Consider the following 15567-nt stretch of genomic DNA (forward strand, 5'->3'; position numbering starts at 1 on the left):
GCAGTTTGGTTGTGCAATCGCCATTTAACTCTTCATCCATAAATTCAGGTGCTATCTATGAGGCTGTTTAATCGCTCTGCTAAGCGGCGTGCTGCTCAAGGTTTTGCTGCTCCGAACAATGTTCAAAGAGCGCAGACTCAAACTTTTATCCTTGAACCCATCTTGACGCCCAGTGGTTTGGTTGATGGCGGAGATGAGACACCTGACCTTGCTGCCTTAGACGTAGATGTCGCTTACAGCATTGAAAGTGGAATTGTAGATATCAATCTTGATGCAGGAAGCACTGCTCCTTCAGATGCAGAGCTGGTAACAGATGCAGATGGCTTTCAGGAACCGCTCTCAGGTGAGACTAGTTCTGCTCCAAACATGGATGTGGATGGGGAGCCAGATGAAGGGATAGAGGACTTCCCTGATTTTGATATGGGTGATGAAAAGATTGAGCCCATTGCCTTTATCTATCAAGTTGACTTTGAACCAACCGAATCCCCTGTGGCCTCAGAGGAGAGTGTAGAGAGTTTTAATCTCAGCTCAAACTCCCCATTAGACTCAACAGAATTTGACATAGAAGCTAATGTTGAGACTGAACTGAGCCTTGATGCAGATGATGCAGCACAAAGCGACATTGATGCTGAAGTTAGCGAGCAAAACATTGATCCCACAACTGTAACGAATGCTGAGCAAACGGCTGAGGAGCTACCAGAGGGTGAAGCAAGCACAGATGTAGAGATTGAGCTGACCGTTGCAGAAGAAGCAACCCCCAGAGTTAAGTTTGATTCTGGGGTCTTCACAGTCGGCGAGACTGGAGAAGTCGGGATTGATTTCTTGTTCGATGGCGGCAGCTACAAAGGTGAGCTAGCTGTCTTCAGCTTGGATGGGATGGAGCAGTTTGAACCTGGATCTGAAGCGTTTATTCAGGAAGCAGCCCGTCGCGCTTTGAGTGAGTCTGAGCTAGGTCATGTGGTCATTCGCGATCGCTTAGAAGCAGCCAAGTTTAGTGGCAGCTTAGGTGAGAGCAGCAACTGGAACATGGGTGAATATCTGGGCATGAAGACGTTTACCATGCGACCAGGTGATGAATTCGGCATCATGCTAGTGCCAAATGGTCAGGTCCAAACAGTTTTTGATAATCCAGCTGTTCATGGTGCGAAGCTGCCCTTGTTCTCAATGTCAACTGCTAACCCAGATGATGCTTTTCATGTGGGCCAAGCTGCGGATGTGACAGGCGATGGTAGCACCTTTGTCATGGAAGACCAGCGTGTTGATAAAGGTAGCGACCGCGATTACAACGACCTCATTTTCCGAGTTAATGGTGCAACTGGTAAAGCAGCACTCCTGGATGATGTGATCGCGCCCAACAAAGATTGGCGGCAGTCTGAGCTCGGTCAGCAAATTACTTTAAATGCCATCTCTCACGCTGACCCTGGTAAAGAGTTACCAGGCGAGCCCACTCATCCCGCAGTCCCCGCCCCTGTTGTTCCAGCAACCCCTGTTGACCAAGGAGGAAACGGCTTTTCAGAACCTTCAGGCTCTGAACAAGGCTCTTTGGAACCCAATCCAGGTGGGGCTCTGCCACATACGCCAACTTTAATTGAAGCTTCTAGCACGCAGGATGTTATTGATCAAGTCAGCAACGTTGACTCAACTGATATTTACCGAGTTTCTAGCCAACAGTTGGTGAATGCTGAAATTTCGGTTCTATCTGGTGATGCATCGGTCAGTTTCCTAACGCCATCAGGCCAAGTTCTGGGGAGTCAAGTCTTGGCTCATGGAACCCATTCCTTGGCAGTACCAGAAGGTATTTCAGGGGAAGTACTAGTCAAGGTGGATAGCCATGCTGGCTCCACTGCAACTTATATCTTGAAAGGTTTTGAGAGCAAGGCACCAGAACCTTTCAACATTAGTGTGGAGTTTGAAGGTGCATCCGTTGGAGATAGTACCTCTCCATCTAGTTATGGAGGATTAACAACCTCGCAACAGGCTGTAATTCAGGCTGCTGTGCGAAGTATCGAGCCTCTGATTGCTCAAGGATTACCCAGTGCGATCGTTGATGGCAAGATCATTGATGACATCAACATTAAGGTTTTTGTTAATAACTTGGATGGAGTGGGTGGAACTCAGGCGCAGACAAAGATTGATTTCATGCGCTATGACACGCTACTTCCGGCGCAATCAATTGTGCAATTTGATGCCGCAGATGTTGCAGAATTAGAGAGCTCTGGACAGTTGTTCAGCGTAGCACAGCATGAAATTCTGCATGCTCTAGGCTTTGGCAATCTTTGGGAAGCTAAGGGTTTGGTTGACTATGCGGGGACTCCACTAGCCCAATACAGTGGTGAAAATGCTGTTGCAGCTTTCAAGGAGCTAGGTGGGGTGACAGATGCCATCTCTCTAGAAACTCAGGGTGCTGGATCGGCAGGACTGCATTGGAATGAAACTTTGTTTCAAGATGAGGTGATGACTTATGACTTAGGTTTCCAGACGGACGCTAATGGTCAAGTCTTTTCGCCTATCAGTGCTGTCACCTTAGCCTCTCTAGTAGATTTGGGCTACCGAGTCAATCTAAATCAGGCCACTCCTGGTTGGGGGCTATTGGGTGGACAGCAACCGAAACCAGGTGATCTTACATCTGAACAGATTGAGGCATTCAAACAACTAGCCGAGACGAACTTTGGTGACCCAAATGAGGAGTTCATCTATTCTCTCATGCCAGAAGTTGACCCGGACAAGGTTGCTCCTGAAATTTGGGCCCATGCTGAAAAATTCTGGAAGAATGGTCAGTATTACGACTGGACGCGTTACCAAGTTCAGTGGGGTGACACCCTTAGTCAGATTGCTCTAGATACAATGGGTAGCGCCCATCCTGATTATTATTGGTGGATTGCTAACCATAATGGGATTCCCAATCCTGACTGGATTTATAAGTATGACTGGATTGACATCCCTCAACATCGCCCCAACTATGAATGGGAGATGGAGCAGGAAAGGTTGCGTCGTGAGGAAGAGTTAAGACGACGGCAGGAAGAAGAAGAGCGGATTCGTCGAGAACAAGAAGAGGCCTTTCAGCGGGATCAGGATCGGATTCGTCAGGAGGAAGAGCGCCGTCGATTGGAGGCGGAAGCAAAGCAGCGGGAGTTGGAAGAGCAAGAACGGCGCTTGCGAGAAGAAATGGAGCGTCGTCGCCAAGAAGAAGAACGCCGCAAGGAAGAGGAGCGAATTCGTGAACTGGAGCGGCAGGCAGAAATTGCACGGCAACAAGGTAAGGGCGGTTTGGATTGGTATGTTGCTAAGCCATTGCCAGAATTTGGACCGATTGATCCCTTTGAAACAAGGTTAACGGGTGAGACGGTAGGAAACCTAGTTCCTGATGACTACTATCGTTTCACCTTGTCCCGCCCAGGCAGAATTGATGCGCGGTTAATGCGCCTATTGGCTGACGCGGATCTCGTACTGTATGACGTGCGAAATCGCCCAATCTCTTACTCCATGCGCGAGGGAATTACTGACGAACAAATCCTGGTTGATCTGATTCCAGGAACCTACTTGCTTCGGGTTAACAGTCCGAAGGGAGTAACTACAGATTATGAGCTTGTAGTCAAATTTAAGCATCTACTTTCTCGCTCTGAACAAGGTCCACCTCCGGGCTGGCGCGTGGGTGGAGGTAATGGAGGCAGCGGTAATGGTACAACTCGTGGACCACTGTTTGCTGACCCCCGGATTCAACGTATTTATGACACTGCCCTAAATAACTTTGCTGGGCCTGAACGGGCAAAAGCGAATGCTCGCATTAATCAACTGAACCAGGAAAAAGCGAGTTATCAACAAGAGCTAGATCAGCTCTTGGCTCAAATGAATGCTGAGCAGAGAGCCAAGGTTCACGCAGCTTTAGATAATGCTCGCGATGGTGCCAATGGTTGGGTAGACGAGCGCGCTAATCCGATCAAGTCAACAGTTGATAGTATTGCTGACGGAATTATCAACCAAATTGACGGCAGAATTCATGAGAGCCTACGATCGCTTGATTTTGTTCGCAATGCGATCGACTCTTTTAAGGGTGCGGTCAATGGTGCAAGAAGTTGGCTGAAGAATCAGGTGAACTGGGCTCAGGACCGAGTTAAGCACTACGTCTGGCACTTCATTGAGGCTGTTAAGAACGCTTACCGCACCGGGGCCGAAATCAATGGCATCATTGAGAACGCAGCCCAAGTGATGAAAAATGGAATTGATAGCGTTGCCAGAAGCGTTAACGGCTGGATCGAAAGCTTCAAGGGCAAAGTCCTGCAAAATGTAGGTTGGATGAGAGATGTTCGGACCCCAGACTGGTTGAAGCGGATAGGGGTACCGGACTGGAATTTCTACGATAGCGTTGCAGCGCCTCTAGCAAATACCTTAGCGAACAATGCTAGAAATGCTGTTAATTCTGTTACTAGCTTTGTTAATGGAGCAGTGGACTGGGTGAAGCCTCGCGCTCAGACAGCAGTAGCAGCTATTGTTGATGCCCTCTTTGGTGACAAGACAGGCCATCTGTGGAATAAGATTCATGGCGTTGATCAACAAATTGCTGCGACTCGCACAGAGTTAGAGAAGGCGATCGCTAAAGAAGCGGCTCGCGTAAAGACTTTACTTAATAAAGCAGATGACTTAATAGCATCGGTTATAGAATCTCCTCACCAGGTTGATGAGGTCCTTCTTGAAGTTGGGGATTATATCAAAGACAATTGGCCTGTTGTTTTGGCCACTACAACCGCTTTCATTGCTGCAGAAATTGCTGTTGGTCTATTAGCAGCTGTACCAGAGCCTACCTTACTAACAAAAGTGGCAGCTGTTACACTTCAGGGTTTAATTATTGCCATGATCGGTACAGGTGTAGTTGTAGAGCTCAGCAATGCCCTCTCTGAGGCAGACAAGTGGTGGAACTTAGCAACTACTGCCAATGGAGATCGTGAACAAATTTCTGCAGCATCACGCTCTTTTGTCCGTATGATTGGCCATGCTGCACTTGCAATTGTAGGAACCAAGCAATTTAAATCTAAGCTAGTTCAATCCTATCAAAGCTATTTTGCTACCTACAAACTGAGTATTGCTCGTCGTAAGCATATACTCGACGGGGATCAGAATGGTGGAGGACATGGTCCTGGTCGTAACATTTCTGGTAAAAGTGAGTTTCCATCACGCTGGAGTGATGAGCAAAGTGTTAACAACATCTATGATGTTCTTAAAGATCCACTGTCGACTTGGAGACAGCAAACAGGTTCACCAGGAGCTAAATATACTAGAAATGGAGATCCTGTGAGATGGACAGTAGAAGGGCACCGAGATGGTATTGATATCAGAGTTGTTGTAGAGCCAGATGGTGAAGGAATCATTACGGCATATCCTAAAAACGTTCAACCTAATCCTTAAATTGAAGTCAATGATTGATTCAAATTCAGTTGTAATCGCTTTGAATTCAGCCCTTTTATCAGTTAGCAGCACTCTCACGAAAAACCAGATTGAAGCTGTTCAAGAGTATATTTATGTTGGTGAGTGGGGCTTGGCTCTTGAAACCTTGTGTAGTTTTCTCTACGAAAAAGATGCAGAGATTTCTCAAGAATCTTACAGGTTAATCGAAGAGGTCGGAATTGATTTACGCATCGATAGTAATATTTGGAAAATTCTTGAATCCCAAATTATTTCCTAACGTTTTCACTTTTTACTGTTAGAGAGTCGATGTGATCCGTCAATGATGCTCAAAAACTTATAGGAGTGTGATAGAGCGTTTTCCAATCCAGTGAGGTACGGGTAAAGTGTAGAAACTTCTCAGTGTTTCAAGGGCAATGAAAGCATACTCGCTTGACCTACGACAAAAGATTGTTGATACCTACGCTGAAGACAACATCTCTCAGCGGCAACTCTCAGCGCGATTCCGAGTGACTTTGAGCTTTATTGAAAAGTTGTTGAAACAATATCGGGAGACGGGCAACATTGCTCCCAAAGTTCGTACTAACCAAACGCCTCTGAAGCTCACGCTGGAACAGTTAAACCTGCTGCAACAAATTGTGCAGGAAAACAATGATGCCACCTTAGCAGAACTGCGAACTCTATTACATCAACGTACGGGAGCCGACGTTAGCCGCTCTACCGTGGATCGCATGCTGAAAAAGCTCAATCTCACCGTCAAAAAAAACGTTACACGCTAGCGAAAAGGAAAGTGAACGAGTGCAGAAGCAACGAGTCGAGTTCTGGCAGCTAGTGCAAGGCATCCTTGCTAAAGACCTCATCTTCATTGATGAATCTGGTATCAACCTCGCGATGGTACGCTTATTTGCTCGCTCCCCTAAAGGCCAAAGAGCTTATGGTTCTCGTCCCCAGAAGCGTGGCCCTAATGTTTCTCTCCTGGGTGCCATTGGCTTGAAGGGACTTATTACTCAAGTCAGCCTCGTGGGTCCCATTGATAGTCTCACCTTTGAAGCCTTCATTGCTCGAAAGCTGGTTCCCCAGCTTTGGGCAGGAGCTTGTGTCGTGATGGATAACTGCTCCATTCATAAAGGAAAAGCGGTGGAAGCATTAATCCACCAAGCTCAAGCTAAATTAATTTATTTGGGAGTGTAAGTTTTCTTGTGGCTAACCAGACAAATTTGACGGGAAATCAAAGGTTCCAGCTTTGGTTACACAAAAATCCGGGCACTCCCATTTATTTACCTCCCTATTCTCCTGACTTCTCACCCATCGAAAACTGCTGGTCAAAGTTAAAGAGCTTGCTGCGTTCAGCGGGAGCTAGAAGTTATTCAGCCTTGGACAAAGCGATTCAAGAGGCATTTGCTCAAATCTCTCTAGAGGATATCCGCAACTGGTTTACTCATTGTTGTTACTGTACCTCAGTAGACTAGGAAACGCTCTATTACTTACCTTCTATTAAGCATTGAGCATACAATCGCGCTCCCAATCCTCATCACGCCACACCTACGCTATGACCCACTCACGCCAAACTTACCTTGACTCTCTTGCAATCCTTTCAGAGCAACTTCCTTCGACAACCGACCTGCGCTGCACGATCGCCCATATTCTCAAAAGTCTGCTCCAAGAAACTGATCACACACTGGAGATTCCTCGTCAACAAGATCTCAACTCCAAAATCTTCTTCAACACTCTCAAAACTCATCACAGCGTTTACCAAGCTTCCATGTCGCGTCAGTTTGCCGTTGAACTGCCCTCCGGCATTGAAGAAACTGCTCTTAAAGACGAACCAAAGGACTGGTTTATCAAAACTGCTGACTTTGGTGACGATTGCGATCGAATTTTGCAACACCGGGATGGTCAGTTTACGCAACTTTTTGAAGATCTTGCTCGCTATCATGCAATTTTCCAAGAGGGCTACGACAAAATTGTTCTATTGCGTCCTCCCACTTATATTGGCTATGACCGTCAACTCACAGCAGCAATGCAATGTCTGAGATATACCAAAGAGCAATTTCAGTTCATCATCGTTCAACCCCTAAAACTCTACGCATTCCATCAGCCCACTCAACAAGTCCACGCCATACCTGACTTAGCTGTTGAGGAACTGCTCAAAGTAGTGAGTATGGATACTCTGCGCTGGTACAGTCTTCGAGTTCCCTTAACAGATGTTGCCCCTATTAACATCAGCACTGCTGGGCAGCCCACTCCAGTTGATAGCCTCTACTGCGTTCAATCCGCCTATGCCCGCTGCTCCGTTTTATTAAAACAAGCAGATGAACAAGGCTTTATTCAAATAAACACAAGCCAAAAAGAGAACTGGCAAACCTCATCAACATATGCATCCATAGCAGAATCCTTTTGGGATTCTCTTCATGCTGAAAAGTTAGCCGATCAGCTACAGAGTACTTCTACAGTTTTGCAACAAGCTGCTGCTGAAATTGCTCCTCATCTGGTCTGTCAACATCTGGAAAGTATCAGTGCTATCTGCCATCAATGGTTAGAAAACATTGAATTGACACAGCAGGTTTGTATGCTATTACTAGCAGCTAAGCAAACTATTTATGAGCTTCTAGAAAATATCTTGGAGATTCAAGCTTTAGAGTCAATACAAGGGAAAGTGACTAAGGCAGCTTGAAGAGGTGTCATGAGTAGTCTGCAAACCTAGAGTTTTTCCTCGAGGTTTGCGAACTCGGGCAAGTGTTACCCGGTTGGGTAAAAAGTGCTAACGATCGTTGACACCGATCGCCAAGGAAGAAAGGTGGCTGAGGTAAATGTACCCACTCCTAATTCTGACGAGGAGAAGTTTATCCAATACGAAATAGTTGCGGCTGGCTGGGATTACCCCTCTGAAAAGTTTGCTGATCACTGTCCCAACTGGGATGTAGTGCAGCAGGGTATGAAGGAAGCAAAGCAAAACCATCGAGGTGTTTGGGCAGTTACTCCAGCTGTTAAACCCTAGAGGCGCTCCACCTTCTATGTGGGGTGACTGACGAGAGTCGTAGCTTGCTTCCCGAAGGTTACTCGCTAACACTAGTGTCACAAACCAGCCCCTTCACCACTTCGGGTAGCTCCGTTGCCAAAGGCATTACCTGCATGAAACTGTTTAGAAGACAGTTGCCTTATCCATTAGGCGACACTCCCAGTGTTGGTAGTCCTGATCAGAACCGCTAAACCACCAAAAACTGTTGCGCTAACCTTAAGCAATTCCGTAATGGCACCAACACGTTTGTCTAGCTGGTTTTCAGGAAAGGGGATGTTGAGAGCCCCAAGTCCAACTGTTACTAGTACCAGTAGAAAAACGATCGCTGCTGTTGTGAGGAGGCTGCCTAAACGGTCTGTATCCATAAATGTGCTACTAGATCTCTTCAAAAATAAGAAAAGTGGGCAGGTCAAGCTGCTAAAGCCCTGATTTCAGACATACTGCACCCGCAAACGGACTAAACCACAGACACAACCAATCGCAAGCTCATACATCCGTGAACGCATCCGAAACTCTTCCTTGGCAACCCGGAAAATTTTAATCACTCGAATCACATGTTCCACAAACACTCGCTTTTGGCTCAGGTCGCGATTAAACTCCTTTTGCTCCTGCGTTAACTCTCCCTTCGGTGGCTTCTTATACGGTGTGGTGGTATTGCAGCGACCGACATAGGCATTGTCCCCGATGAATGAGAGACGCTTCGCCAATTCGTCCTGCGTTTGCTCAAACAGCTTGCTGTCACTACGGGGTCCCTTCTCTCCCAAGACGACATCGACAAGGCCCACACCCTTCGGTAGGACAATCGCCTGGTTTTTACGGGTATGCTCCCTCTGTTTGCCAGAGTAATACTCTTCCTGCTCCTCGGTGGGTCGGGGAATTACTTGCTCCCAACTATCGACTAGTAAGGCTCCCTCTGGCAGTTCGGCTAAACACTGCTCTAGCTCTGCGCGTTCGACACTAGGACATTCTTGCTGCCATTGTTCGAGCAAACTCGCAGGTAGGCACTCACGGAGATGGGGCAGCATCTCATGGATGTAGTTCCAGACCGTCGCCTCGGCACAATCGAGGGTGACAGCAATCGCTTGCATGCTCCAGTGTTGCCGCAGGTAAATCAGGGTAACTAACAACCGACCTAAAACGGCGGCATCCTGTTTACGCCCTCCACCTGCCTGTCGTTTACGCCCGGGTCGTTGAGCTTGCCTCAGGCGTTTAGCCCGTTCCGCTTCTGCCGTCCGTTGCCACAGCTCCCAAAGCGCTTTTGCTCCAAGCCCTACCATCCGTTTACCTTGTTCAGGATGGGCGTTGAATAGATGCAACAGACGGTTGAAGAATGCCTGCTTCATGGTTCGTTCTGACAGCACTGCTCTCTCTATTTTGGCTGATTGCCTTATTTTTGAAGAAGTCTACTAGACTGATTCCTTGGTTCAGGATGCCCAGCTTTAGAATTATTAAGCACTAGCGGGCAATCGCTCAGGGGAAGTAAAAGGTGCGATCGCTTGGTGCGGGTGAGGGGCGAATCGCACCTTCACCCCAGACCTAGGCCAAGAAGATATCCGAATTCTGGACAACTGACAGCGATAAGCAGTAGTCTCCTGGCTTGGTTGCGTTCCCTAATTGGGGAAAAGCTAGATAGACTGGAGGGCGATCGCGGTGCAGCCAATTGAAGAAGCCTCTATTGTTGGCTTTGAGGCTATGCAACCGCCGACCGCAACCGTTATACTGCTAGTCCTTGTATATAGGCAAGCTTTCAAGGCTACCTGTCAATCTTCACAGTCAAACCACTTTACGTGATTGACAAGAACCGTAATTGCAAGCTTCAAAGGTGTATTCATTGAACACGAGCAAAATCCAGTACGTAGCTTAGAGATGGAACCTGAAGACATTGCAGTAGTTGAGCAACGTTTGAACTATACCTTTGACGATAAGAATTTGCTCATTCGCGCACTCACTCGTAAGGCATTTGCACAGGAACAAAGGCAGCAAGGTCGAAATTGCCAGGATCAAGAACTCTACCGAATTCTTGGTGACGCAGTTCTAAAATCAATTTTGGTTGAAATGCTGATTCAACAAGGTTATGACAGCCGCGAATCTATCACTAACAAGAAGATTGAACTTGAAAAACGGGAAAATTTGGGACAGATGTTTGAAGGGATGGGTATCGCATCATTCATTCGCTTTGGTATAGGAGAAAAAAAGCAAGGGATCTCTAGGCAATCGTCTGTTTTAGGCGAAACATTTGAGGCGTTGATTGCGGCAGTTCATATCGATGCTGGAAGCTACGAAAAGACGAAAAGATTCGTCATCGATCTTTTTAGTGAGCCAGTGCTAGACAGCCCCGAGCTCCAAGCCTCTGACGAAAGTTTGGGTCTTGATGCAATCAGTAAAATTTGGATGCTGAGTAATGTCTGTGATAGCTGCTTTCAACCTGATGTATGTTCCACTGTGAGGATGTGCCATTTCGAGAACTGGTAATGATTAGTGGAGCATCACTACTTTGGTTTAGCGGATTGACGGCAATCACTGATGGTGTTGCCAAGATCTTAATGACCGTTGACCAGAAACGTTACCTAGCCGAATCATCAAGCCAACATCCGCCGGAGTCGTGCGATCGCGAAAGTAGCTACCAATACCCCTAAGGCTTCCACTCATCCTCATTGAGGTAAACATTGCATCCCAGAACGAGCAGAAGCGATCGCCCTTCAACCCCAGAGCTACTGCAAGCAGATGTCCAAAGTCTGGACAACTGGCAGGGATGAGCAGCAGTGTAGTGACGTATTTGCGTTCCCCAATTGGAGAAAAGTTGGAGGGGCGATCGCTTGGATGAAGTGCATGAGGCGATCGCCGGTTTTTCAGAACTCTGGCAGGGGTGCCAGAGTATTCCTGATGGGGTGGGTGACTGCTCCGCTGAGGTTAACGACACCCCCTGTACTTAGGTAGAAGCTATAGCCAAAGCTCTGCCTGCTTCTTTTTCAGGCTTTTCATGTGACGGACGATTACTGCTAAAGGATTAATCCCCTGTACGAGTAGCAATCCTAGCCAGCAAAGCAGTTTGAGTTGGCTAAAAGCGGAAGGACGAGTGAGGCTTTCGTGGATAGCAATTCGGGCTTCATCCAAAAAGCTGTCGTATTCCTCCACAATGGGAGCGTCATGGAAGACCCGCCCATTAATCCCATTAACCCCACTCACCCAATGGTTTCCCATCTGAATGCGATCGAGCTGAGCCACTTCCAGGTGATAGAGGTCGTGATAGTGAATCCAAACGTTTCGGACTTTGACACCTCTCCTCCCGATTTTGATGGGAATCAAGCTAATACTGCCCAGGGCATGCTTAAGCTTCACTGTTTTGGCATGATTGGTGCAATTTGCTAGCAAAACTTTCACCAGAGCCAGCAGATTTCTGTGAAGGTGAGTCCACCAAACGGCGAATTTTCCGCTTCCAGAAATGTCTGACATCAATAGTTGATTCTGGTTTTGCTGAGAAACGAGTGGTGTGTTGGAGGGTTCGTCCAACAACAGGAAAAGATAGTAAGGAAAGCTGGTGAAGCAGAGGGGCGATCGCCTCAAAGGCTGATGCTCTATTTGACTGAGGCACTCCCTAAACTGTTGTTTGAGGTGATGACGATACCGAGCTAAAGTATCTGCTGCTAAACGATCGCGTCGTCTATAAACCGCAAAAGCCCGCAACAAGAGTCGTTTCGTTTGAGGTGCAACCTGTGCATCCAGCTTTTCCTCTGCCCACAGCGCTATCTGCAACGTTTTTTGCTGCCGCTTTGACAAGTGATTTGCATTTAGCTGCTGCTGTTGTGAAGAAGCAGGGGGTTTAGCGGAACCTAAGCATTGAGTTAAACGGTGATGAGAAAGGTAGTCAATCATGCTGGATTCAACACTCTACAATCTTTCTCGCAGGAGAAACGCTGTTTTTTGGGTGATATCTTAGGTCCAAGACTTAAGTACAGGATACAAGCGAGCAATTGTTGCCGTGGCCCATCAATGGTTGATTGCGGTCTATCACATACTGAAGCAGCATCAGCTCTATCAGGATTACCGTGCTAGCGACACTGGGCAACGCTCTCAAGCACAACGTTTGAAGAGACTGCAACAGCAATTCGAGCAGCTGGGCTATCAGGTTCAGCTCGTTCCGCTTCCTGTTACCCAACTACCCGCATAGTCTTCTATTTTCAAAGCAGCGATCGCTCTAGTGAAGTGCATGAGGCGATCGCACTGGTGACGCAAAACCTAGGCCAAGCTTTGAAAGTCAGAAAATTTCTGATTTTGGGCTGAGTGCTGGGTTGGGTAGGGCGATCGCTCTGGTGAGGTAGGGAGGGCGATCGCCTTCTTGATTCTTTGAGGTTTGACTCGTTAGCGAGGCTCGCCATTCCTCCTGCATCAATGACAATTAAAAACTACTCAGGGCTTGTAAAACTCACTCCACTCCTCCAAGATTTTGTCCAATCGATCATTTGAAGCTTTGGCAAACTGAATACAACAAGCACTCGAAGCCAATCCACTCGCAGTCGTTACGGTGCCTTTGGAGAACTTGTTAGAGAGCAGCAATCCAAACCCTACTAAACCTACGCAAGCAGAAATCGCAGTGGCAATTAGGGCCAGATTGAAAGAATACTTAGCTTGGCGTAATCGTTCTTGGATAATGGCATCTTCTACTAGAGTCTGATTTTTAGATGAAGGAATAAGGTTGCTCATGCGAGGTATTGAGAGATTTAGGTTTACGCTTTCATGGTCACTTAAAAACCCTCAAAGTCTCTCCAGGTAATGGTTTTGTTGTACTTCTCTTTAGCCTGACGTATGACTGTTCACATTCAGTGGTTGCCCGATGCTTTAGTTTTGGTTGGTTTAAGATTACTGATGAAGCAACTTGTTTGACGATGATGCCCCCAGCCAAGCGCAGAAGAGTGACTGTGATTGCCTCATGTCTAGGCATCGATCGCGCAGAGAAGTCTTTACTGAGGCTGGGGTTCGAGTCCAAGAGTAATTTTGCAAAAACTCAGTTGATGAGTAAAAGCACTGTCGATAAGTTCTTTAACCGACAGCCCATACAACTTGATTCCCTTAAAGCAATTTGTGAGGCATTGAGGATAGAAGACTGGAGGACTATCGCAGAATTAGAACCCCTTGTGGCTCAATGTGCGTCAGAAGCTTCTAAAAAAGAGGCAGAGTTAGATGTTGTCGAAGCGATCGCGAGTCAGCCTATGAATACGAGCCTGACTGCTGCTCGTCACATCACCGTTGCTAGTCGGGAAAACGGAGAAGTCCAATTTGAAATTGTTCTAAGAGGCGATATCGCCTCTATTGATGACCAAGTTCAAAAGACACTTGAAACGATTTTTAGAAGATTGTCGGGAAGCACAATCACTATTACAGATATCAAGGCAGGCAGCATCAGAATTAAGCTCCAAGGCTCTCCAGAAGATGCCGCAAGACTGATTGATCGCTTGACTTCAGGAGAATTGACGGAGGTTAACGGTCTGCCAATTGAAAACATCCAGATTCTGAGCCAAAACTTTCTGGAAGAGATTGAGCAGAGTAGCTTTGATAAGAAGTGGGATTTGGTCCGAGAGATTAGTACTCATCCAGTTCAGCAATGGCAATTAAGTGGGGCTGACCTCAGTGATGCTGACCTTAGAGGGGCTGACCTCAGTGATGCTGACCTTAGAGGGGCTGACCTCAGTGATGCTGACCTCAGTGGGGCTGACCTCAGTGATGCTGACCTCAGTGGGGCTGACCTTAGAGGGGCTGACCTCAGTGGGGCTGACCTCAGTGGGGCTGACCTCAGTGGGGCTGACCTCAGTGATGCTGACCTCAGTGATGCTGACCTCGCCCTTGTACTCGACCTTGCCCGCGCCCTCGCCCGTGACCTCGCCCGTGACCTCGATCTTGCCCGCACCCTCGCCTACACCCGCCTTTCCGAACTCGCCCGTGATCGCACCAGCCTTTTCGAACTCGCCCATGACCTCGCCCGCATCCTCGACCTTTCCCTTGCCCTTGCCCGCGACCTCGACTACCTTTTCGCTCACGCCCTCGCCCGTGACCTCGACCTCGACCACCTTTTCGACCACGCCCGTGACCTTGCCAACGAGCTCGTCATTGACCTTGCCCACGCCCGTGACCTCGACCTCGACCACCTTTTCGACCACGGCCGCGACCTTGCCAACGAGCTCGCCCACGCGCGTCTTTCCGACCTCACCCTCAGCCTCCACCGTGCTCGCGCTCATGCCCGCCAGATTACCCTCAGCCTCCACCGTGCCCGCATTTGTAACACCAATCGCAAGGAGGCCAATCTAAGTGGAGCGATCGTAGAAAACGCCCGGTTTGGTGAAGGTATAGGACTCACCGAAGCCGAAAAACTTGATTTACAACAGCGGGGCGCAATTTTTAACGAATCCATAGGCGATCGCGAATTCACTTTGAGATAACAAATTCTTACCCAGCCGTCCCGATCGCTTGGATGAGGTGAAGAGCGATCGCTCTACCAACGCAAAACCTAGACCCAGCCTTGGTAGTCAGAAAATTTCTGATTTTGAGCCAACGGGTTAAGAGAAGAGGGGCGATCGCGCCACTGATTCAGCCCCCTCAGTAGAGCGATCGCCTTACCTCTAAGGTGCCTTTCTGTCCGTAAGAAGATCCCTTGAAGTGCCGTTGTTGCTGGTGGTTGGGCTGGTTTTTGTGGGTGAGCTAGGTGCTGGGATGGTTGGTAGAGCGGGCGATCGGATTTTTGAATTGGTTTGAATTGGGCTTTTGAGGCCTTGATCCCGTGCAGGTGTAGTTTGAGGCAAAAGAGGCCAATTCAAAAGTTGAGTGGGCTGGTGGGGGTGAGGAAGGGATAGAGGGGCGATCGCTATGTAGAGAGAACAGCTCCAGCTTGCCTAATCCCAACGCTACCTTTGATCAACTTTTTATTTTCTTCAGCTCTTCCTCAACAACTGACACGGGGATAGTCATTAGCCACGTATTTAGTGGCTTGTCTGGCTGTAGTGGATTGGGAAGTGCAACATCATCGGGAAACCACATCGCCAAAATTCGGGTTGTGTCGCAAAAAACCAGTCAATGGTAAAGTAAGCGGACTCAAACTTCCCTTCTTACCCTGTGATGTCTACTCCTGCTCTGTTTAAGTGGCGGCACTTTCTGCCTGAAAT

General features: G+C 47.8%; 17 protein-coding genes. 11 read left to right on the forward strand and 6 right to left on the reverse strand.

Going from position 1 to position 15567, the window contains the following annotated elements:
* Positions 1-57 precede the first annotated feature (57 nt).
* The 7 genes from NDA01_RS28690 (at position 58) to NDA01_RS28710 (ending at position 8395) form a co-directional block, all read left to right on the forward strand.
* Positions 58-5400, forward strand: a complete 5343-nt coding sequence (locus tag NDA01_RS28690; protein ID WP_348230703.1) for a DUF4114 domain-containing protein — start codon at positions 58-60, stop codon at positions 5398-5400.
* Positions 5401-5410: 10 nt separating this feature from the next.
* Positions 5411-5677, forward strand: a complete 267-nt coding sequence (locus NDA01_RS28695) for a MafI family immunity protein (RefSeq protein ID WP_348230704.1) — start codon at positions 5411-5413, stop codon at positions 5675-5677.
* Positions 5678-5813: 136 nt separating this feature from the next.
* Positions 5814-6176 carry a helix-turn-helix domain-containing protein gene (locus NDA01_RS32105; protein WP_431193560.1) on the forward strand — a complete coding sequence of 121 codons (363 nt, stop codon included), beginning with the start codon at positions 5814-5816 and terminating at the stop codon, positions 6174-6176.
* A 19-nt stretch (positions 6177-6195) separates the two neighbouring features.
* A complete protein-coding gene (locus NDA01_RS32110; protein ID WP_431193561.1) occupies positions 6196-6588 on the forward strand; it encodes a transposase in 393 nt (130 codons plus the stop codon).
* 8 nt (positions 6589-6596) lie between these two features.
* Positions 6597-6866 carry a transposase gene (locus tag NDA01_RS32115; protein WP_431193562.1) on the forward strand — a complete coding sequence of 90 codons (270 nt, stop codon included), beginning with the start codon at positions 6597-6599 and terminating at the stop codon, positions 6864-6866.
* An 80-nt stretch (positions 6867-6946) separates the two neighbouring features.
* Complete coding sequence (locus NDA01_RS28705; protein WP_348230705.1) at positions 6947-8071, forward strand: DALR anticodon-binding domain-containing protein; 1125 nt, start codon at positions 6947-6949, stop codon at positions 8069-8071.
* An 84-nt stretch (positions 8072-8155) separates the two neighbouring features.
* Positions 8156-8395 (forward strand): hypothetical protein, encoded by a 240-nt coding sequence (locus tag NDA01_RS28710; RefSeq protein WP_348230706.1) that lies wholly within the window; start codon positions 8156-8158, stop codon positions 8393-8395.
* Positions 8396-8562: 167 nt separating this feature from the next.
* On the opposite strand, the gene NDA01_RS28715 is transcribed toward NDA01_RS28710, so the two are convergent.
* Entirely contained in the window at positions 8563-8781 is a 219-nt protein-coding gene (locus NDA01_RS28715; protein ID WP_348230707.1) for a hypothetical protein, read from the reverse strand.
* Between the two features lie 66 nt (positions 8782-8847).
* Positions 8848-9777, reverse strand: a complete 930-nt coding sequence (locus NDA01_RS28720; RefSeq protein ID WP_348230708.1) for a transposase family protein — start codon at positions 9775-9777, stop codon at positions 8848-8850.
* Positions 9778-10282: 505 nt separating this feature from the next.
* Between NDA01_RS28720 and NDA01_RS28725 the strand changes: the two genes are divergently transcribed.
* A complete protein-coding gene (locus NDA01_RS28725) occupies positions 10283-10888 on the forward strand; it encodes a ribonuclease III domain-containing protein (protein ID WP_348230709.1) in 606 nt (201 codons plus the stop codon).
* Entirely contained in the window at positions 10888-11052 is a 165-nt protein-coding gene (locus NDA01_RS28730) for a hypothetical protein (RefSeq protein ID WP_348230710.1), read from the forward strand. Before NDA01_RS28725 ends, NDA01_RS28730 begins: the two co-directional genes overlap by 1 nt.
* Here NDA01_RS28730 and NDA01_RS28735 read toward each other — a convergent pair.
* Both NDA01_RS28735 and NDA01_RS28740 read right to left on the reverse strand, forming a co-directional pair.
* Positions 11049-11336, reverse strand: a complete 288-nt coding sequence (locus NDA01_RS28735) for a hypothetical protein (protein WP_348230711.1) — start codon at positions 11334-11336, stop codon at positions 11049-11051. The genes NDA01_RS28730 and NDA01_RS28735 overlap by 4 nt on opposite strands.
* Before the next feature lie 20 nt (positions 11337-11356).
* Complete coding sequence (locus tag NDA01_RS28740; protein ID WP_348230712.1) at positions 11357-12289, reverse strand: hypothetical protein; 933 nt, start codon at positions 12287-12289, stop codon at positions 11357-11359.
* A gap of 106 nt (positions 12290-12395) precedes the next feature.
* On the opposite strand from NDA01_RS28740, the gene NDA01_RS28745 reads away from it, so the two are divergent.
* Complete coding sequence (locus NDA01_RS28745; RefSeq protein ID WP_348230713.1) at positions 12396-12584, forward strand: hypothetical protein; 189 nt, start codon at positions 12396-12398, stop codon at positions 12582-12584.
* A 10-nt stretch (positions 12585-12594) separates the two neighbouring features.
* Here the strand turns inward: NDA01_RS28745 and NDA01_RS28750 are convergent, their stop codons facing one another.
* Both NDA01_RS28750 and NDA01_RS28755 read right to left on the reverse strand, forming a co-directional pair.
* Entirely contained in the window at positions 12595-12792 is a 198-nt protein-coding gene (locus tag NDA01_RS28750) for a hypothetical protein (RefSeq protein WP_348230714.1), read from the reverse strand.
* 31 nt (positions 12793-12823) lie between these two features.
* Positions 12824-13117, reverse strand: a complete 294-nt coding sequence (locus tag NDA01_RS28755; RefSeq protein ID WP_348230715.1) for a TRADD-N-associated membrane domain-containing protein — start codon at positions 13115-13117, stop codon at positions 12824-12826.
* 308 nt (positions 13118-13425) lie between these two features.
* Between NDA01_RS28755 and NDA01_RS28760 the strand changes: the two genes are divergently transcribed.
* A complete protein-coding gene (locus NDA01_RS28760; protein WP_348230716.1) occupies positions 13426-14847 on the forward strand; it encodes a pentapeptide repeat-containing protein in 1422 nt (473 codons plus the stop codon).
* Positions 14848-15567: the final 720 nt, after the last annotated feature.

This window comes from Trichocoleus desertorum AS-A10 (genome assembly GCF_039962155.1).
In the GTDB taxonomy this organism is placed as follows: Bacteria; Cyanobacteriota; Cyanobacteriia; order FACHB-46; family FACHB-46; genus Trichocoleus.